Origin of the sequence: Phycicoccus sonneratiae, assembly GCF_016887965.1 — a bacterium.
GTDB classification, from domain to species: domain Bacteria; phylum Actinomycetota; class Actinomycetes; order Actinomycetales; family Dermatophilaceae; genus Phycicoccus; species Phycicoccus sonneratiae.
On the sequence record NZ_JAFDVD010000012.1, the window covers coordinates 24,192 to 42,770 of the forward strand.

Consider the following 18,579-nt stretch of genomic DNA (forward strand, 5'->3'; position numbering starts at 1 on the left):
GGCCACAGGGCCCCGCGCAGCCGTCCCGCGGGTCAGACGCGCAGGTAGCGGCGCAGCGTGACCAGGCTCGTGCCGACGGCGATGAGGACCACGCCGCCGAGCATCCAGGGCGCGAGCAGCCAGACGTCGGAGACGCCGATGAACGCCTGCGACAGCGCGATCTGGCTCGCCCCCTCGGTGAAGACGTACTTCGTCAGGCCGACGAGCAGGCCGACGGCCAGGGCCACGCCGGTGGCGGACACGATGACCATCTCGGAGACGAACGGCATGCGGATCGTCCAGTTCGACGCCCCGACGAGCCGCATGATGCCGATCTCGCGGCGCCGGATGAACGCCGCCTGCCGGATCGTCGTGGCCATGAGCAGCGCGGCGCAGGAGGCCATGAGCGCGGCGAGGAAGACCGCGAAGACGGTGATCCAGTTGATGATCGTGAAGAACTTCGAGAGGACCTTCTCCTGGTCCTGCACCGTGGCCACGCCCGGGGCGTCCTCGAACTGGCTCGTGACGACGGCGTACTTCGTCGGGTCGTTCAGCTGCACGCGCAGGCTCTGCGGGATGTCACCGACCTGGACGTTGCCGGCGATCGGGCTGTTGCGGAACTGCTCCTTGAACCGGTCGTAGGCCTCCTGCTCGGACTCGTAGAAGACCTGCTTGACCTCGGGGAGCGCCTCGAGCTGGGACTGCAGCGCCGACTTCTCGGCGTCGGTGACGGCCTTGTTCTCGCAGTTCGGCTGCAGCGAGTCGGCGGTGCACAGGTAGATCGAGACCTGGATGCGGTCGTACCAGTAGCCCTTCATCGTGTCGGCCTGGCGCTGCGCGAGCAGGCCGAGGCCGAGGAGGAAGATCGAGACCATCGTCACGAGGACGACGGAGACGGCCATCGAGACGTTGCGCCGGAGGCCGGAGCCGACCTCGGAGGCGAGGAAGCGGGTCTGCACGGCTCAGACCTCCTCGTCCGCGTGCTGGTGGTACGAGGCGTCCTGCTCGTCGCGCACGAGCTGCCCGTCCTCGAGCTGGATGACGCGGCGGCGCATCTCGTTGACGATGTCGTGGTCGTGGGTGGCCATGACGATGGTCGTCCCGGTGCGGTTGATCCGGTCGAGGAGGCGGACGATCTCGAGGCTGATCGCCTGGTCGAGGTTGCCGGTGGGCTCGTCGCACAGGAGGATCTGCGGCCGGTTGACGACCGCGCGGGCGATGGCCACGCGCTGCTGCTCACCGCCGGAGAGCTGGTGCGGGAAGCGCTTCTCCTTGCCGGCGAGGCCGACCATCTCGAGGGTCTCGGGGACGAGCTGGCGGATGGCGTGCCGCGGCTTGCCGATGACCTGGAGGGCGTAGGCGACGTTCTCGTGGACGGTCTTGTTCGGCAGCAGCCGGAAGTCCTGGAACACCGCGCCCATCTCGCGCCGCAGCCGGGGCACCTGCCGCATCGCCATCTGGCCGAGGTCGTGCCCGGCGACGAGGACGAGCCCGGAGGTCGCGGCCTCCTCGCGCAGGGCGAGGCGCAGCATCGTCGACTTCCCGGAGCCGGAGGGGCCGACGACGAAGACGAACTCGCCGCGGTCGATGTCGACGGTGATGTCGTCGACGGCCGGGCGGGTCGACCTCGGGTAGACCTTCGTGACGTTCTCGAAGCGGATCATGCGGTGGGGATGGCCTCACGGCTCGGGAGCAGGGACCGGCGGCGATGCGCGGCAGCATCGAGGATAGGTCGGTCCGCCGAGAATCCTCGTGAGCGCCCGGCCGTCGGCGTTTCCGCCCGGCACCCTCCGAACGACCAGGGCAGCTGCAGGACGGACGGCGCCCTTCCGCGGGACGATCTGGAACAACCCACGTATCACCGAGCGGGACGACGCCTCCTCCCCGCGTGGCCCCTGCCCACCCTGACGCGGGCCCCGTACCGATGACGAGGACACCCATGGCCGCATCCGAAACACCCCCGAGCTTCGTCTTCACCGAACCCTCCAGGGCCGTCCGGCTCACAGCGCTGGCGGCGAGCGCGATCACCACGCTCTTCCTCCGACCGGTGACCCGCCTCGCGTGGAGCGCCGCCGCGATCGTCGTCGTCACCCTCGCGGTGACCGTGCCGCTGCGCGCGGAGCGGCGCTGGTGGGTCCAGGTCCTGGTCGTCGTCGTGAGCGTGGTCGCCCTCGGCGCCCTGCGCGCGCTCATCGCCAACGTGGCCCGTCGGCCTCGGAGCCGCCGCCTGCTGGACGGCCCTCCCGCCTTCGAGCACCTCGACGTGATGCCGAGGCGTCTGCTCGTCTTCCTGCTGCGGTGCGCGGACGGCCTCCGGCTCGAGTTCGACCCGGTCGGGCGCGAGCTCTTGGGAGTGCAGGCTGCCGCCGCCGAGAAGGTCATGAGCGAGACCCTGCGACGCCAGTACGAGCAGCGACACGGGCGGGACGACTGGCCTCGCGCGTGGGCCGAGATCTCGTCGACCTCGCTCGGGCGCGCAACCCTCCTGGACGCCGTGCGATCCGGCCTGGCCGGTCTCATCACGTTGAACATGCGCTTCGTCGGCGACCTGCTCGCCGCGATGCTCAGCATCTTCGTCGCCGCCGTGGCCTGGGCCGGTGCGTCGGCAGCCCGTACCGGTGATCCCCTGGTGCCCCTCCAGGTCACCCTCGTCGCCGGCCTCGTCGTGTCCGGCCTGGCGTTCCTCCTGTGGACCGTCGGACTGAGGCAGGTCGTCCTCCTCGATCCGGACGACGTCGCCGGCCTCGAGCTCCCGAGCGAGATCCCGATGATGACGGACGAGGCCCGGCGCGCTCGGGAGGACGCGCATCGCATGCTGCGTGAGACCGAGGAGTACGAGGCGATCAGGTCCAACACCGGGCGGACCTTCCTGCCGAAGGTCGACATCGGCGCCTCCTACGTGCGCGCTGTGCGCGACCACACCCTGCGCCAGTGCCTGGCGGCGACGGCCGAGGCCGCGATGACCCTCGCGGTCCTGCTCGCGGCACAGTTCGCTATCGGCCGCGTCGTCTCCTCGTGGCCCGCTGACGACCATGCGGCGTGGACCCAGCGGTTCGTCGTGGGCGTCGCCCTCCTTCCCGTCGCCCTCTGCCTGGCGACGGCCTTCGGGTTCTGGATCTTCACGCAGTTCGACCGCGTCGTCGCGGTCGTCGTCGGGGCGACCCTGACCGCCGTCGTGCCCGCGGTGCTGGCCTACGCGCTCGGCCAGGGCTCCCCGCTCTCCGTCGGGGGCACGGCGATGCTGAGCGCTGCCGTCGGGAGCCTGCCGTTGGCCGTCGCCGAGCTCGTCAAGTGGCAGCCGACCACGAGGACGCCTCGGGAGGCTTCCACCGCCTGACGGCTCGCTTGGCCGACGTCCGCGAACAGGGTCAGGGGGTGCGCAGGACCGGCAGCTCGTCCTCGGTGACCCCGAGGACGGTGCGGAAGGTGTCGGCCACGGCCTCGGCGGCGCGCCGGGCGTCGGCCTCGGGCAGGTAGGGGTGCTCGGGGACGTCGTCGGGCCAGAACCGGACGAAGTCGTCGCCGTCGCCGGCGCTCGGGGCGTGCCAGCCGGCGGCGAGGACGGCGTCGGTCTCCTCGGCCGTCCACGGGAACGGTCCGCCGAGCCGCTCGGAGCCGACCCAGTGCCCGCGCAGGTGCTCCTCGACGCGCACGAGGCGCACCGAGGGGACGGTGGGCCGCTTCCGTCCGCCGAGGACCCGGCTGAGCCGGCCGGCGCCCGGCGGGCGGGCGTTGCGCGCGAACCGGCGCGGGGCGGCGACGACGAGCGCGCCGTCGTCGGGCAGCGCACGCACGGCGGTGGCGAGGGCGTCGGTCCAGGCGGCCCAGGTGGCCGGGGTGGGGCCGGCGGGCGCGGCGGCGGGGTCGGTGCTCATCGGGCGGGGGTGGGGCCTCAGCCCGCGGCGTCGGCCTTCTCCTGGGCCTTGCGCCACCGGATGCCGGCCTCGATGAAGCCGTCGATGTCGCCGTCGAAGACGCCGGAGGTGTTGCCGACCTCGTGCTCGGTGCGCAGGTCCTTGACCATCTGGTACGGGTGGAGGACGTAGGAGCGCATCTGGTCGCCCCAGCTGGCCTTGATGTCGCCGGCGAGCTCCTTGCGCTCGGCGGCCTCCTCGGCCTTCTTGATGAGCAGGAGGCGCGACTGCATGACGCGCAGCGCGGCGGCGCGGTTCTGGATCTGGCTCTTCTCGTTCTGCATCGAGACGACCGTGCCGGTGGGGATGTGCGTCATCCGGACCGCGGAGTCGGTGGTGTTGACCGACTGCCCACCGGGACCGCTGGAGCGGAAGACGTCGATCTTCAGCTCGTTCTCGGGGATGTCGATCGAGTCGGTGCCCTCGATGAGCGGTACGACCTCGACGGCCGCAAAGCTCGTCTGGCGGCGGCCCTGGTTGTCGAAGGGGCTGATCCGGACGAGCCGGTGGGTGCCGCCCTCGACCGAGAGGTTGCCGTAGGCGTAGGGCACGTCGACCTCGAAGGTCGCGGACTTCAGGCCCGCCTCCTCGGCGTAGCTCGTGTCCATGACCTTCGTCGGGTAGCCGTGGCGCTCGGCCCAGCGCAGGTACATCCGCAGGAGCATCTCGGCGAAGTCGGCGGCGTCGACGCCCCCCGCGCCGGAGCGGATGGTGACGACGGCGGCGCGCTCGTCGTACTCGCCGGAGAGCAGGGTGCGGACCTCGAGCTCGCCGACCGCCTTGCGCACCTTGACGAGCTCGCGCTCGGCCTCGGCGAGGGTGTCGGCGTCGTTCTCCTCCTGACCCATCTCGACGAGGACCTCGAGGTCGTCGATGCGCGCGTCCATGCCGGTGACGCGGTCGAACTCGGCCTTGGCGCGGGAGAGCCCGGAGGTCACCTGCTGGGCGCGCTCCTGGTCGTCCCAGAGGGCGGGGTCGGCGGCCTGCTGCTCGAGCTCGCCGATCTGCTGCTCGAGGGCGGCGAGGTCGGTGACCTCCCGGACCGACGCCATGGTGTTGCGCAGGTCCTTGATCTCCTGGGTGAAGTCGGTGGCCACGAGGGGCAAGCCTACGCGAGCAGGGGCGGGGCCTCGTCGCCCGCCGGTGCGTATCACCGCCCTGCGCGGCGCCTCCTCCTCGGCAGCATCCCCTGAGCGAGAGGCCGCGCCATGGTCAGCCTGTACGTGCGCACCCACTGGACCGACCAGCCGCCACCCGGTCTGCCGCAGCTGTCCCCACCCCCCGCCTGGACCGGCGGGTACCCGGGGCCCGTCCCGCTGCAGCCCTTCGACCCCACGCCCGCGGGCGGCACCGCCCCGCCACCGTGGACCGGTTCCGGGCCGGTGTCGACGAAGGAGGAGTACGCCGTCTGGTTCCCCGTCGTCGCCGAGAGCGACCTCGACGCCTCGGGATGGGTCGCGGGACCGGGCTGGGCCGGGTCGCCACCGCCGTACTGGGAGTCGGCGTCCGGCGCGCCGGCGAGCACGGCCGACCGGGGGTACGGCCCGACGGCGACGGGCTTCCGGGTGAACCGCCTCCGGCTCTGGGTACGCGGGGGCGCTGCCGGTTCGGCGACCGCGTTCACCTTCACCGTCCTCGACCCGACGGGCGCGGTGCTCGGCACGGTCACCTCGACGGCCGGCTGGACCGCGTGGATCCCGGTGCCCGCCGGGCTCGCCGACGGTCGGGGCATCTGGACGGTGCGGGTCAACCGCTCCCCCGGGGCGTCCGTGCCGGCACCGAGCCTCTACCCGGACGCGGCCTCGCCGGCCAACGCGGTGCGCGAGACGTTCGTCTCGCCGTACAACAGCCCGTTCGAGGGCATCCTCGGCGTCGAGCTCGACGGGGTCGAGATCACGACGACGCCGGCGCCGACCCCTTCGATGACGACGGTCATCGGCGCGTGCGACGCGGCCGGCCGGCGGCCGGTGACCCTCGAGGTCGACTTCGCCCCGCCGCTGCCGACCGGGTGGTCGTACTCGGTGAGCTGGGCGACGGCCCTGGCACCCCCGCCGCCGGCGCCCTCGACGGGGACGGTGACGGGTGCGCCGCTGCCCTCGGTGTCGACGGTCGTCACCTACCCGCAGGGGACGTTCTACCCGTCGGCGACGGTCGTGCTCACCTCACCGGCCGGGACCTCGACGACGACACCGCTCTACGTCCCCTCCCTCGTCGTGCCCACCTGTCCCACCGACCAGCCGTGCCCCGACGTGGTCGTCACGGCGAGCCGCAGCGGGCTGTGCGTCGACCCGGCCGGGACGACCGGCCCGGTGACCTTCACCGCCGAGGTGAGGGCGGGCACGCCCCCGGCGCCGGTGCCGTGGACGGGGCCGTTCACGTGGACGGTGCGCGACTCGGCAGGCCTCGTGGTGCCGCTCGCGCCGCCGGTCAGCACCGGCAGCACCCTGACCACGTCCTTCACCCGGGCCGACCGCTACGTCGTCACCGCGACCATCGTGCGCGACCCCGCGTGCGAGCCGCCCATCCTCGCCGGGGCGGTCGTCGTCGACGTCGCGACGTGCGGCTGCCCGACGATCCTCGGCGGGCTGACGGCCACCCGGGTCGACGGGTGCTCGTTCGACTTCTCCGCCACGGTCGTGGCCACCGGCGTGCCGGGCCTGACCTACTCGTGGGACTTCGGCGACGGCACGACGTCGGCCGCCGCGCCGCCGCTGCGGCACACCTACGCCTCGGGCAACGGCCCGCGGACGGTGACGCTCACCGTCACCGGCACGGACGGCTGCAGCACCTCGGCGAGCACCACCGTCACCCTCGACTGCGGCGGCGGGGGCGGCTGCCCCGAGCTCGCCTCCGGGGTCTCGGCCACCGCCACCGCCGCCGACCCGTGCACCTTCGACCTCGCCGTGTCGGTGAGCGGCGGCACGGCCGCGAGCCGGGTGACGTGGGACCTGCCGGGCAGCCCGACCGGCCCGACGGCCCGGGTGACGGTGCCGGCCGGGACCTCCCGGGTCGTCACGGCGACACTGTCCTCGCCGGGGTGCCCCGACCGCACGGCCTCCACGACGGTGTCGTGCGCTGCTCCGCCGGTCGTCGTCACCCCGCCCGTGACGATCTCGTGCGCCGCACTCCTGCTCGTCGCGCTCGCGCTGATGCTCATCGGCACGGTGCTGGCGATCATCGGTGCCTGCGCGAGCAACGTCTACGTGATCGTGGCCGGCGCGATCGTCGTCGCGGTCGGGCTGGTGCTCTTCGTCATCTGGGCATTGGTCTGCGCGGGACGCACCGCCTGCTCGCTGATGCGCGTGGTCCAGTGCGTCCTGTTCGTGCTCGTCAGTACCGTCTTCCCGGTGCTCGTGCTGCTGCTCGCGATCTTCGGGGGGATCCCCTGCGGCCTCGGTGCGGCGGCCAGCTGGGGCTACTGGGGCGCGATCCTCGCCTGGCTCTCGTTCATCATGCGGCGCGTGGGCTGCGCCCCGACGTGCTGACCGGCACGGCGCGGGCCGTCGCGCTCGACGTCCTCGTGCTCCTCGCGGGTGCCGTGTGGCTCTGGGCCGGGCTGGCCAAGCTGCGGACCCCGTTCTCGCGCACCGACGTCGACGACCTGGTCCCCGGGCTCGGCCGGTTCCACCCGGTCCTGCGGTGGGCGGTGCCGCTCCTCGAGGTGGCGGTCGGGGCGGCGCTGGTGCTGGGCGTGGCGACGCGTGCGGCCGGTGTCGTGGGCGTGATCCTCGCCGGGACCTTCGCGGCGCTGCACGTCGGCGCGATGCTGCGTGCCGGCCTGGCCGACGCGCCGCTGCGGGCCGGGTGCGGGTGCCTCGGGGGCTCGCGGGCCGCGGTGGCCGCCCCCGCGGGCGGCTCGCTCGACACCGCGACGGTCGGGGTGCGCGGGTGGGTGCTGGCCAGGGCGGCGGTCCTCGCCATGGTGACGTGGACCGCCGTCCTGCCCTGCGCCCTCTGCGCGTCCTAGACGACGAGCCCGACGAGCAGCACGACGACGAGGCCGGTCACCGAGAGCAGCGTCTCCATCGCCGACCACGACTTGATGGTCTGGCCGACCGAGAGGCCGAAGTACTCCTTGACCAGCCAGAAGCCGGCGTCGTTGACGTGGCTGAAGAACACCGACCCGGCGCCGATCGCGAGGACGAGCAGCGAGACCTCGGCGGCCGGCATCCCGGCGGCGAGCGGGGCGAGGATGCCCGACGCGGTGACGGTGGCGACGGTGGCCGACCCGGTCGCGAGGCGGATGAGGACCGCGACGACCCAGGCGAGGAGCAGCACCGAGATGCCGCTCGTGCGCACCCAGTCGGCGACGAGCTCGCCGATGCCGGTGTCGACGAGGGTCTGCTTGAAGCCACCGCCGGCGGCGACGATGAGGAGGATGCCGGCGATCGGCGGCAGCGAGGCCTCGAGGCTCTTGCTCATCTCCTTCATCCCCATGCCGGCGCCGCGGCCGAGGGTGGCCATCCCGACGAGCACGGCGATGAGCAGGGCGATGATCGGCGTACCGATGAAGTCGAGGACGGTGCGCACGGCGGTGTCCTCGGCGGCGAAGATGTCGGCGAGCGCCTTGCCCATCATCAGCACGACGGGGGTGAGGACGGCGAAGAGCGTGGTGCCGAAGGACGGTCGGCGGGACCGGGTCTCGCGCCCTTCGTCGTCGCCGCCGTCGGAACCGTCGGTGCCGTCCGCGTCGAACAGGTGCGGGGCGGGGACGTCGACCCAGCGGCCGGCGACGCGGGCGAAGAGCGGGCCGGCGACGGCGATGGTCGGCAGCGCGACGAGCACGCCGAGCCCGAGGGTGATGCCGAGGTTGGCCTTGAGCGCGTCGATGGCCACGAGCGGGCCGGGGTGCGGCGGCACGAGGCCGTGCATCGCCGAGAGGCCGGCGAGGGCGGGGATGCCGACCTTGACGATGGAGATCTGGGCGCGGCGGGCGACGAGGAAGATCACCGGCATCAGGAGGACGAGCCCGATCTCGAAGAACATCGGGAGGCCGATGAGCGCGCCGACCCCGGCCATCGCCCACGGCAGGGTGCGGGGCGAGGAGCGGCCGATGAGGGTGTCGACGATCTCGTCGGCGCCCCCGGAGTCGGCGAGCAGCTTGCCGAACATCGCGCCGAGGGCGATGAGGGTGCCGACCCCGGCGGCCGTCGACCCGAAGCCCTTGGTGAACGACTCGACGACGGCGGACATCTGCACGCCGGCGACCGCGCCGACGGTGAGCGAGCCGAGGGTCAGGCCGAGGAACGGATGGATCTTGAACTTCGTGATGAGCAGGACGATGACGGCGATGCCGAGCAGCGCGGCCGGGATCAGGCGGCCGGCCGGGATGGCCGCCGCGGCCTCGTCGGCGGCCCCGAGGGCCGGGAACAGCAGGCTGGTGAGGTCGGTGGTCATCGGAGGGTTCCGTCCTTCGGGGCGAGGGTGTGCAGGGACTGCTCGACGAGGTCGTCGACCGGGGCGCTGACGTCGAGGACGGCGCCGGTCTCGTCGGGCTCGAGCGGCTCGAGGGTGGCGAACTGGCTGTCGACGAGCGCGGCCGGCATGAAGTGGCCGGGGCGCCCGGCGACCCGGGCGGCGATGACGTCGCGGTCGCCGTGCAGGTGGAGGAAGAACGCGTGGGTGGCGTGCTCGCGCAGCACGTCGCGGTAGCTGCGGCGCAGGGCCGAGCAGGAGACGACTCCCCCGCCCGCGGTGTGGGTGTCGAGCCAGCCGGCGATGGTCCGCAGCCAGGGCTCGCGGTCCTCGTCGGTCAGCGGCACGCCGGCGGCCATCTTCGTGACGTTCTCGGGCGGGTGGAAGTCGTCGGCGTCGGCGAAGGGGACCCGGAGCCGCTGGGCGAGTGCAGCACCCACGGTGGTCTTGCCGGATCCGGACACCCCCATGACGACGACGAGGGGCGGGTGGGCGGTGGTGGTCATGCTGCACGACTCCTGTGTCGGCGGGCCCTCTCCTGCGAAGGCGGTCGTCGAACAGGATGGAGCATTAAGTCTGACTTATCAAGAGGTGGACGAAAGAAACTCCGAGTCAATGCTGGGGCTGCCGTGATACGTCGGCGTCTGGCACGCTGGGCGCATGGCACCCTCCGAGGCCCCCGCCGCCGGGCGCGGCGCGTCCTCCCCCGGCCTGCACGGCGACGTCCTCGAGGCGCTCGGGGCCGAGATCATCTCGGGGGCGGCACCGGTCGGGTCGGTGCTGCGCATCGACCGGCTCGACGAGCGGTTCGGGGTCTCGCGCTCGGTCGTCCGCGAGGCCGTGCGCGTCCTGTCGTCGATGGGGCTGGTCGAGACCCGCCGCCGGGTGGGGGTGCTCGTCCGCCCCCGCACCGAGTGGAACGTCTTCGACCCGCGGGTCATCCGCTGGCGTCTCGACGGGCCCGGCCGGGAGGAGCAGCTGCTCTCCCTCGGCGAGCTGCGGCGCGGGTTCGAGCCGGTGGCCGCGGGACTGGCCGCCGAGCGCGCCACCCCGGAGCAGTGCGCGCGGATGGCGGCCGCCGTCATGGAGATGCAGGTGCAGGCCCGGGCGCAGGACCTCGACGCCTACCTCGCGGCCGACCAGGTCTTCCACGCGACGATGCTCGAGGCGTCCGGCAACGAGATGCTCGCGGCGCTCGCCGGGGTCGTCGGTGAGGTGCTCGCCGGGCGCACCCACCACGACCTCATGCCGGCGCGGCCGAACCCCGTGGCGATCCGGCTGCACTCCGACGTCGCGCAGGCCATCGGGGCCGGCGACGCGGTGGCCGCCACCGCCGCGATGACGGGGATCATCGACGAGGCGAGCGCCGCGGTGCGCTCGGCCGCCGCCGACGACGCCTGACCCGGCGCCCTCCGGTGCGTGCGCAGGCCCGCGGAGAAGAAATCTGCACTCGGTGTATCAGGGGCTCCCTCGTGCGCTCTTGACCTGTGACGGCCCGGAACCGGGTCGGTCGGCACGAGGGTGGCCTCTGGCGGGGTTCATGTGCCGACGCGGTCCGACGGGGCAGGCGCGCAGGGGCGCCGGCGTCCGGGACGGTGGGGCGATCGGGAGCAGGGCCCGATCGCCCCACAACCGCGTCCGGGGTCAGTCGAGCGGGAGCAGCCGCGGACGAGCACGCGAGCTGCGGTGGGCGAGAACGGATCTCCGGCTCTGCGCGGACAGGAGGCTGGCGTCGCTCTGGTGGCTGAGGGCGGAGAGCCGGCTCATGTTCGAGAACGCCGACAGCAGGCTCATCGAGGACCCGATGCTGAAGGCGGAGGCGAACGAGCCGATGCTGCCGATGCTCAACGCCGACCCGATGCTCCCGATCGAGAGCACTGACCCGCGCGAGCCGATGCACAGGAAGCTGTCGGTGGAGGCGATGCACCACCGGCCGCGCAGGGATTCCGGGACGCTGCTCACGTCCTCGACGCTACGCGCGGAGCCGGCCGCGGGGAAGGGTGCCGGACGCCTGCTCCCGCTCACGGGACGACGAGGTCCGAGCGGGCCCGCGACGTGACGTGGATGGTGATGCTCACGCCGAGCTCGCGCAGCGCGCCCCCGACCATCGGCAGCTCGGCCTCGCCGGTGAGGTCGACGACCGCCGTGCGTCCGTCGGGGGTTCCGGTGCCGGCGCCGAGCCGCCAGCCGACGACGCCGGTGGGTCGCTCGCGGCCGCCCACGTACGCCGCGGCGCGCTCGCGGACCGAGGTGTTGCTCAGCGGGACCGACTCCCCCACCCCCTGCCGGTAGGCGGCGTCGTCGAGGCCGTTCGCGGCCGAGAGCGCGGCCGCGTCGGCGACGTCGAGGAGCCGCATCCTGGCGAGGTGGGCCGACGTCACCGCGACGGTGCCGGCGATGAGCAGCATCGCGACGACCGCGAGGCCGAGGACGTAGACGGTGATCGTGCCCTCCTCGTCTCGGCGGCCACCGACCGGCGCCGGCACCGGGCGCCCGCTCACGGAAACCCCCGGAACCGGTCGACGGTGGACACGTGGTCGGCCGAGACGGGCACGCTCAGGGGGACGACCTCGCGGACGAAGGCGGGGACGAGCGGGAGCGGCACGCGGACCGTCGCGGTGGTCCGGACCCGGCCGTCGGGCCGCAGGCAGGGGGTCCCGTCGCAGGCCAGCTCGAGGCGCCCGACACCCTCGAACCGCTGGTCGGCGAAGGCGAGGTCGGCCGCCGCCCGCGCCCGGGCCGCGGCGTCCTCGCCCGAGTCGGCCGTCACGTACGCGCGACCGGCCTCCCGGGCGGCCTGGCTCACCGCGTAGGCACCGGCCTGCACGCGGCCGAGCATGAGGACGAGGTAGACGAGCGGGATGAGCAGGAGCACGGCGAGGGTGACGAACTCGACGACGGCGCTGCCCCGCTCGTCGTGCCTGACGTCGCGCCGCGGCCCACGCGGCACGGTCCCGCTCACTGGTCCTCCGCGAAGGCCCGGCCCACGACGTCGATCGACCCCTCGGGACCCAGCAGCCCGAGGACGGGGACGGGTGCCACGACCCGGACCTCCACCACCCGCACGCCGTCGACGACGGCCGGACGCGACGTCACCGCACGGGCGTACCGGGGCGACAGGGACGCACTGATGAGCTCCTGGGTCCGCGCGACGGCCTGCCCGGGCACCGCGTCGGCCCGCGCCCCGGCCCGTGCCCCCTCGGACGCGCACGAGATCAGCGTGTTGCGGGCGTGCAGGGCCAGACCGAGCTGGAAGACGGCCAGCACGATGGCGAGCACGAGGACGGAGACCATCGCGAAGTCGGCGACGGCTGCGCCCTGCTCCCCGCGTCGGGCGCCGGGCACGACGCGCCTCAGCCGGTGACCGAGCTCAGGGCGCTCTTGAACATCGAGACGAGCTGGTCGCGCGCGACCGCCCAGAGCACCGTGACGAGCCCGGCGGTCATCAGGGTGATGAGCACCCAGCCCGGCACGTCACCGCGTTCGTCCCGGGCGGCGAGCCTGCGCTCGGCGCGACCCATCTGGTGGAACACCGCGACGTGCACCCGGGCGGCGGCTCTCGTGGGGGTCATGGTCGGTCCTTTCTCGGGGCTCGGGTCAGAGCGTGAAACGGAAGAAGCTGAAGCCGGGGTAGACGGCGAAGAGCACCGTCACGGGCAGGATGAGGAAGACGACCGGGACCATCATCGCGATCTCCTTCTTGCCCCCCGCCTCGAGCAGGGCCCGGCGTCCCTCCTCCCGGACGTCCTGGGCCTGGGCGCGCAGCACCTCGGCGAGGGGGGTGCCGCGCTGGACCGCGACCACGACCCCGTCGACGAAGCGACGTAGGCTCGGCAGGCCGGTGCGGTCGGCGAGGCCCTGGAGCGCGGTCGGCAGGTTGGCGCCGGCCCGGGCGTCGGCCAGGCACCGCCGCAGCTCGTCGGCGAGCTCACCGTGCGACAGGCGGCAGACCCGCTCGAGGGCACCGACGGCCCCCTCGCCCGCACCGACGGCCAACGCCAGCAGCTCGGCGACGGTGGGGAACTCCGCGAGCATCCGACGTTCCCGACGGACGGCCCGAGCCGTGAGGAGGTAGTCGGCGCCGGTGATGCCGAGCCCCAGCCCGATGACGGTGAGGAGCACGACGGGGGCCACCGACCCGTCGCGGAGCAGGGCCAGCACGGTGCCGACGACGCCGCCGAGCACCGCGGCGGCGATACCCCAGAGGACCTGCTCGGCCCGGAACCGGTCGACGTCCGGCGCGAGGCCGGCACGGAGCTGCCGGCTGCGCACCGAGGCCGACCCGCCGAGGACCCTTTCGACACCCTGGCCGAGCTCGCGGACGAGGGGCGCGGCCACCGTGAGCAGCACCCCGCGCGACCGCGAGTCGTCGAGCAGCCGCGACGGCCGCGGCGTGTCGCGGAGGTACGGCAGGACGCGCTCGGCCAACCCGTGACGGCGGTTGCGCGGCAACCCGGTCCAGACGAGCAGCAGGCCGACGCCCGCGACGAGGCCGAGCAGCGCGCCGTCGCGCACCAGCCCGGTCACCGCAGCACCCGCTGGTCCTCGGGCAGGCGCCCGATGCGCACCATGAGCGCGTACGCGATGCCCGTGACGACGGCTCCCGCGAGCAGGACCCCAGCCCCAACGCCCGTCGAGTAGGCCCGGACCGACTCGGGGTTGGTCGAGAGCATCGCGAGGACGAACCACGGGGCGGCGACCGCGAGGCGGGCCGCGTTGACCGTCCACGACTGGCGGGTCTCGAGCTCGGCCCGGGTGCGCGCGTCCTCGCGCAGGAAGCCGGACAGGGTGCGCAGGAGCCGCCCGAGGTCGCTGCCGCCGACCTCGCGGGCGATGCGCAGGCTCTCGACGAGCCGGTCGCCCACGGGGTCGGCCAGCCGGTCCTTCAGGCGGTCGAGACAGTCCGAGAACCGGCCGGTGAGGCGGTAGTCGTCGGCGAAGAGGCGGAACGGTTCGCGCAGCTCCTCGGGACCCCGCGACCCGAGCTGGGCGAGCGCCTCGGGCAGGGCCATGCCGGCGCGCACTCCGGAGGTGATGTTGTCGACGGCCTCCGGCCAGAGGTCGCGCAGCAGGGCGCGTCGGCGGCGGGCCCGGCGCCGGACCACGGCCACCGGGAGGGCGCCCGCGATGGCGGCGAAGCACACGGCGATCGGGAGGACCCCGACCGTCAGCTGCACGATGACGAGGACGAACCCGGCGGCGATGAGGCACGCGCCGACGAGGCCGCGCACGCTGAGCCCCGAGAATCCGGCCTGCACGACCTCGTCGTGGAGGCTGCCGAGCAGCCCGGAGCGACGGGCGCGGCGGCGGTCGCCGGGCGCCGGCACCCAGCAGCTCCACCAGACGAGGAACACCCCGACCCCGAAGGTCAGCCCCAGCAGCAGCCCGCTCACGAGGCACCCCGCGCGAGGAGCGCCGCGACGTCGTACCCGGCCCGCTCGTAGCGGTCGGCGTGGGGCGGGAACCCGTCGGCGCGCACGAGCTCGCCTCCGCGCCGCACGAAGAGGTCGGCGATCTCGACGACGTCCTCCTCGGCCCGCCCGGGCACCGCCGCGATCTCGCGCACCGTCCGCCGTCCGTCCCGCTCGAGGGCGGCGTGGACGACGAGGTCGATCGACGACGCGACGGTCGGGACGACGAACCGTGCCGAGACGTTCTCACCGGCGAGCAGCGGGAGGGTGCACATCTTCGTCACCGCCTCGCGCGCGCTGTTGGCGTGGATGGTGCACATCCCCGGGAGGCCGGAGTTGAGCGCGATGAGGAGGTCGAGGCTCTCGGCCTGGCGCACCTCGCCGACGATGATGCGCGAGGGGCGCATCCGCAGAGCCTCCTTGACGAGCCGGCGCAGCGGGATCTCCCCGGTGCCCTCGAGGGAGGGCTGCCGGCACTGCATGGCGGCGACGTCGCGGTGCGGAATGCGCAGCTCGAAGACCTCCTCGCAGGTGACGACTCGCTCGCGCGCGGGGACCGCCGCGGCGAGGCAGTTGAGGAGCGTCGTCTTGCCGGCCTGGGTGCCTCCGGCGACGAGGATGTTGAGGCCGGCGGCGACCGAGGCCTCGAGGAAGCGGGCGGCCTGGGGCGTGATGGTGCCGAGGCGCACGAGGTCGTCCATCGAGTCGGCCTTGACGACGAACTTGCGGATGTTGACGAACCAGTGCTCGCGTGTGATGTCGGGGATGACGACGTGCAGCCGACTGCCGTCGGGGAGAACGGCGTCGACGAAGGGTGAGCTGAGGTCGACCCGACGACCGGAGGACTTGAGCATCCGCTCGACGAGGTCGCGCACCTGCTCGTGGTCGAGGAGTGTGGTCGTCAGCTCGGCGACGCCGTCACGGGCCACGAAGACCCGGGACGGCTCGTTGACCCAGATCTCCTCGACGTGGGGGTCGTCGAAGTACTGCTGGAGCGGCCCGTACCCGACGACGCTGTCCCACACCGCTTTCGACGCGACGTCGAGGTCGGGGAGCACCGGCATCCCGCCATGCATCGAGCGCTCGTCGTAGTCGCTGACGGCCTCGCGGACCAGGCGCCGGACGGCGCCCTCGTCGCGCACGGGGTCGAGCCCCGAGCGACGGATGAGCTCGCGGACCTCCCCCTCGAGCGTGCGGACGGCATCCACGCGGCGACCCCCTTTCCCGTGGGCCGCCCCTGCGCGGCCCGGTGTGCCCGGGACAAGACAACCCCACCGGAGCGCCCGCGCGCACCCCGAACGTGACACCTGTGGATAACTCGGCGGGAGTGACGGACGGGCCGCCTACGGTCACCCGCATGCAGATCCGCCTGACGCTCCACGTGCCGAGGCGCCGGCCGCGCCCGGTCGAGCTCGTCGTGCGCTGGCGCCGTCCGGAGACCGTGGCCACGCTGCGGGAGGCGCTGGCCGACCATCTCGGCGAGCCGGTGGAGGCCCTCGTCGTCGACGGTCACGCCCTGCCCGACGACCACCCCGTCGGCGTCCCTCCGCTGCTCGACGGCGCGTCCGCCGCCGTGGCCGGGCCCGAGGTGGCCCGTGGACGGGGCGCTGGGCCGGCCGGCCCGGGCACCGTTCTGGAGGTCGTCTCGGTCGGCGGCCCGGACGCCGGTCGGGCCCTTCCCCTCACGCCGCCCGGGGTGGTCGTCGGCCGGTCCCCTGCTGCCGGACTCCGCCTCGACGACCCCTCGCTCAGCCGGTCGCACTGCCGCCTCGACGTCGGCCCGGACGGGGTCAGGGTCGTCGACCTCGGCTCGACCAACGGCGTCGAGGTCGACGGGGCGCGCGTCGCGGGGGCCGCCCTCGTCGACACCACCTCCCGGATGGTCATCGGCGCGACCGCCCTGCGCCTGCTTCGGACCGGGCCGCCCGGCGCGCCCGTGCGCCACCCGGGGGACGGCACGGTCGTCGTCTCCCCGGCGCCCGCGGCCTCAGCCGCGCCGCCGGTCACCGAGCTGGTGGCGCCCCGGGCCCCCGAGCCCCCGACGCGCGCCCGCGTGCCGTGGGTCGCCGCGCTCGCGCCCGTGCCGGTCGTGGCGGTGCTGGCCGTCTTCCTCGGACCGCAGGTGCTCGCGTTCGCGGTCCTCGGCCCCGTGGTCCTGCTCGCCACCGGTCTCGGCGACCGGTGGGGGTCCGGGCGACGGCACCGCCGGGCGGTGGCCGAGCACGCCGACGCCCTGGCCGAGCACGAGGCGCACGTGGAGGCCGCGCTCGCTGCGGAGCTCCGATGGCGCCACCTGCGCCACCCCGACCCGCACGAGGTGGGGAGCCGGGCGACACGGCGCGGGTCGGGGCTCTGGTCCGGTGGCGAGCGCACCGTCCGGCTCGGGCTCGGCGACGTCGCGGCGTCCTGTCGCGTGGTCGACGACCGCGGCGTGACGGCTCCCCGGCTGGTTCGCGGCGCACCCGTGGTCGTCGACCTCGCCGAGGCCGGGGGCCTGGGCCTCGTCGGACCCGAGAGCGGAACGAGGCGGCTGCTCGCCGCGCTCGTCGGCCAGCTCGTCGTCCGCAACCCGCCGTCCCGCCTCGTCGTCGACGTCGTCGGCGGGGGCGCCGAGTGGACGTGGCTCGACCTGCTGCCGCACCGCTCGACGTCGGAGGACGACGAGCGTGTCGTCCTCGTCGTCCCGGACGTCGAGGCGCCGGGGGTCACCGCCCGCGTCGCCGCGGTGCACGCCGCCGGTGGAGTGGTGCTCGCAGCGGCCACCGTCACGGCCCGGCTGCCGGAGGCGTGCGGAGCGCACGTCGAGCTCGTCGGTGGCGGACGGATCCGCTTGTCCGGCAACGGTGCCGACGACACGGCGGTCGCCGACGGCGTCGGGCCGGCATGGGCCGACCGGCTGGCACGCGCCCTCGCCCCCCTGCGCGAACAGGGCACGTCCGATGCGGACCTCCCCCGGGAGCTCGGTCTCGCCGACGTGCTGGGCGACGCGGCCCTCACCGTCGACGGGGTGGGCCGGCGCTGGGCCGCGGCGGAGCGCCCGACCGCGGTCGTGGGCGCCACCGCCACGGGTGCCTTCCGCCTCGACCTCGCCACCGACGGTCCCCACGTGCTCGTCGGGGGCACGACGGGCTCCGGGAAGTCCGAGTTCCTCCGCACGCTCGTCACGGGTCTGGCCCTCGACTCCCCGCCCGAGGACCTCACCCTGCTCCTCGTCGACTTCAAGGGCGGTGCGGCGTTCGGGCCGTGCGCCCGCCTGCCGCACGTCGTCGGGCTCGTCACCGACCTCGACGACTACCTCGTCCGCCGGGTGCTCACGTCGCTCGAGGCCGAACTCCGTCGCCGCGAGGAGATGCTCGCGGCGCACGGCTGCGCCGACCTCGACGACCACCGGAGGTCGGCCGACTCCGGCGACCGGATCCCCCGGCTCGTCGTCGTCGTCGACGAGCTGCGCGCCCTCGTCGACGGGCACCCGGAGGTGGCTGGCGCCCTGGCCCGGCTCGCGGCGCAGGGCCGCAGCCTCGGGATGCACCTCGTCCTCGCCACCCAGCGCCCGGCGGGGACGGTGACAGCCGAGGTGCAGGCCAACGTCAACCTCCGGCTCGCCTTCCGGGTCCGCGACCGCGCCGACTCCCACCACATCGTCGAGGACGACTCCGCCGCGCTGCTACCCGTCGACCGGCCCGGCAGGGGCGTGTCCCGGGGCGGCGACGGCACCTCGACGGCCTTCCAGGCTGCCCTCGTCGCACCGGCCGCCCCCGACGGCCCGTCCCTCGAGGTGGTCGCGGCCGAACCCGGGCGGCTGCGTGCCGGCTCGACCGGAGACCGGAGCGCCGAGCTGGCGGCCGTCGTCGACGTGGTGC

The 18,579-nt window shown here is 74.1% G+C and carries 18 protein-coding genes and 1 pseudogene; 5 read left to right on the plus strand and 14 right to left on the minus strand.

What is annotated here, in order from left to right:
- Positions 1–32: 32 nt before the first annotated feature.
- Positions 33–938, minus strand: a complete 906-nt coding sequence (ftsX, locus tag JQN70_RS10810; protein ID WP_204131355.1) for a permease-like cell division protein FtsX — start codon at positions 936–938, stop codon at positions 33–35.
- A gap of 3 nt (positions 939–941) precedes the next feature.
- The gene (gene ftsE, locus JQN70_RS10815) at positions 942–1,643 is read right to left on the minus strand and encodes a cell division ATP-binding protein FtsE (RefSeq protein ID WP_204131356.1); all 702 of its coding nucleotides are present in this window, start codon (positions 1,641–1,643) and stop codon (positions 942–944) included.
- A gap of 275 nt (positions 1,644–1,918) precedes the next feature.
- On the opposite strand from ftsE, the gene JQN70_RS10820 reads away from it, so the two are divergent.
- Positions 1,919–3,316, plus strand: a complete 1,398-nt coding sequence (locus JQN70_RS10820) for a hypothetical protein (protein ID WP_204131357.1) — start codon at positions 1,919–1,921, stop codon at positions 3,314–3,316.
- A 31-nt stretch (positions 3,317–3,347) separates the two neighbouring features.
- Here JQN70_RS10820 and JQN70_RS10825 read toward each other — a convergent pair whose 3' ends face one another.
- A complete protein-coding gene (locus tag JQN70_RS10825) occupies positions 3,348–3,854 on the minus strand; it encodes a TY-Chap domain-containing protein (RefSeq protein ID WP_204131358.1) in 507 nt (168 codons plus the stop codon).
- Positions 3,855–3,871: 17 nt separating this feature from the next.
- Complete coding sequence (gene prfB, locus JQN70_RS10830; protein ID WP_204131359.1) at positions 3,872–4,990, minus strand: peptide chain release factor 2; 1,119 nt, start codon at positions 4,988–4,990, stop codon at positions 3,872–3,874.
- 111 nt (positions 4,991–5,101) lie between these two features.
- On the opposite strand from prfB, the gene JQN70_RS10835 reads away from it, so the two are divergent.
- The gene (locus JQN70_RS10835; protein ID WP_204131360.1) at positions 5,102–7,378 is read left to right on the plus strand and encodes a PKD domain-containing protein; all 2,277 of its coding nucleotides are present in this window, start codon (positions 5,102–5,104) and stop codon (positions 7,376–7,378) included.
- A complete protein-coding gene (locus tag JQN70_RS10840; RefSeq protein ID WP_204131361.1) occupies positions 7,372–7,860 on the plus strand; it encodes a MauE/DoxX family redox-associated membrane protein in 489 nt (162 codons plus the stop codon). The genes JQN70_RS10835 and JQN70_RS10840 overlap by 7 nt, the downstream gene beginning before the upstream one ends.
- Here JQN70_RS10840 and JQN70_RS10845 read toward each other — a convergent pair.
- Positions 7,857–9,290: a GntP family permease gene (locus JQN70_RS10845; RefSeq protein WP_204131362.1), complete on the minus strand. Its 1,434-nt coding sequence runs from the start codon at positions 9,288–9,290 to the stop codon at positions 7,857–7,859. The genes JQN70_RS10840 and JQN70_RS10845 overlap by 4 nt on opposite strands.
- The gene (locus JQN70_RS10850; protein WP_204131363.1) at positions 9,287–9,814 is read right to left on the minus strand and encodes a gluconokinase; all 528 of its coding nucleotides are present in this window, start codon (positions 9,812–9,814) and stop codon (positions 9,287–9,289) included. The genes JQN70_RS10845 and JQN70_RS10850 overlap by 4 nt, the downstream gene beginning before the upstream one ends.
- Before the next feature lie 154 nt (positions 9,815–9,968).
- On the opposite strand from JQN70_RS10850, the gene JQN70_RS10855 reads away from it, so the two are divergent.
- Positions 9,969–10,709, plus strand: a complete 741-nt coding sequence (locus JQN70_RS10855) for a FadR/GntR family transcriptional regulator (protein ID WP_204131364.1) — start codon at positions 9,969–9,971, stop codon at positions 10,707–10,709.
- Positions 10,710–10,952: 243 nt separating this feature from the next.
- On the opposite strand, the gene JQN70_RS10860 is transcribed toward JQN70_RS10855, so the two are convergent.
- Genes JQN70_RS10860 through JQN70_RS10895 form a run of 8 tightly spaced genes read right to left on the minus strand, consistent with a single transcriptional unit; the run spans position 10,953 to position 15,927 of the window.
- Positions 10,953–11,270, minus strand: coding sequence for a hypothetical protein (locus JQN70_RS10860; protein WP_307835926.1), 318 nt, complete (start codon positions 11,268–11,270; stop codon positions 10,953–10,955).
- A gap of 59 nt (positions 11,271–11,329) precedes the next feature.
- Positions 11,330–11,809, minus strand: a complete 480-nt coding sequence (locus JQN70_RS10865; RefSeq protein WP_307835927.1) for a pilus assembly protein TadG-related protein — start codon at positions 11,807–11,809, stop codon at positions 11,330–11,332.
- Positions 11,806–12,270: a TadE/TadG family type IV pilus assembly protein gene (locus tag JQN70_RS10870; RefSeq protein ID WP_307835928.1), complete on the minus strand. Its 465-nt coding sequence runs from the start codon at positions 12,268–12,270 to the stop codon at positions 11,806–11,808. Before JQN70_RS10870 ends, JQN70_RS10865 begins: the two co-directional genes overlap by 4 nt.
- Positions 12,267–12,653 carry a TadE family protein gene (locus JQN70_RS10875; RefSeq protein ID WP_307835929.1) on the minus strand — a complete coding sequence of 129 codons (387 nt, stop codon included), beginning with the start codon at positions 12,651–12,653 and terminating at the stop codon, positions 12,267–12,269. Before JQN70_RS10875 ends, JQN70_RS10870 begins: the two co-directional genes overlap by 4 nt.
- 8 nt (positions 12,654–12,661) lie before the next feature.
- Positions 12,662–12,880 carry a hypothetical protein gene (locus JQN70_RS10880; protein ID WP_204131611.1) on the minus strand — a complete coding sequence of 73 codons (219 nt, stop codon included), beginning with the start codon at positions 12,878–12,880 and terminating at the stop codon, positions 12,662–12,664.
- Positions 12,881–12,905: 25 nt separating this feature from the next.
- A complete protein-coding gene (locus JQN70_RS10885; protein ID WP_204131365.1) occupies positions 12,906–13,835 on the minus strand; it encodes a type II secretion system F family protein in 930 nt (309 codons plus the stop codon).
- Positions 13,832–14,701: a type II secretion system F family protein gene (locus tag JQN70_RS10890; protein ID WP_204131366.1), complete on the minus strand. Its 870-nt coding sequence runs from the start codon at positions 14,699–14,701 to the stop codon at positions 13,832–13,834. Before JQN70_RS10890 ends, JQN70_RS10885 begins: the two co-directional genes overlap by 4 nt.
- On the minus strand, positions 14,698–15,927 hold the full coding sequence (locus JQN70_RS10895) for a TadA family conjugal transfer-associated ATPase (protein ID WP_204131367.1): 1,230 nt from the start codon (positions 15,925–15,927) through the stop codon (positions 14,698–14,700). Before JQN70_RS10895 ends, JQN70_RS10890 begins: the two co-directional genes overlap by 4 nt.
- Before the next feature lie 149 nt (positions 15,928–16,076).
- Here JQN70_RS10895 and JQN70_RS21155 point away from each other — a divergent pair.
- Positions 16,077–18,215: pseudogene (locus JQN70_RS21155) on the plus strand (FtsK/SpoIIIE domain-containing protein); the annotation flags it as partial.
- Between the last annotated feature and the right edge of the window lie 364 nt (positions 18,216–18,579).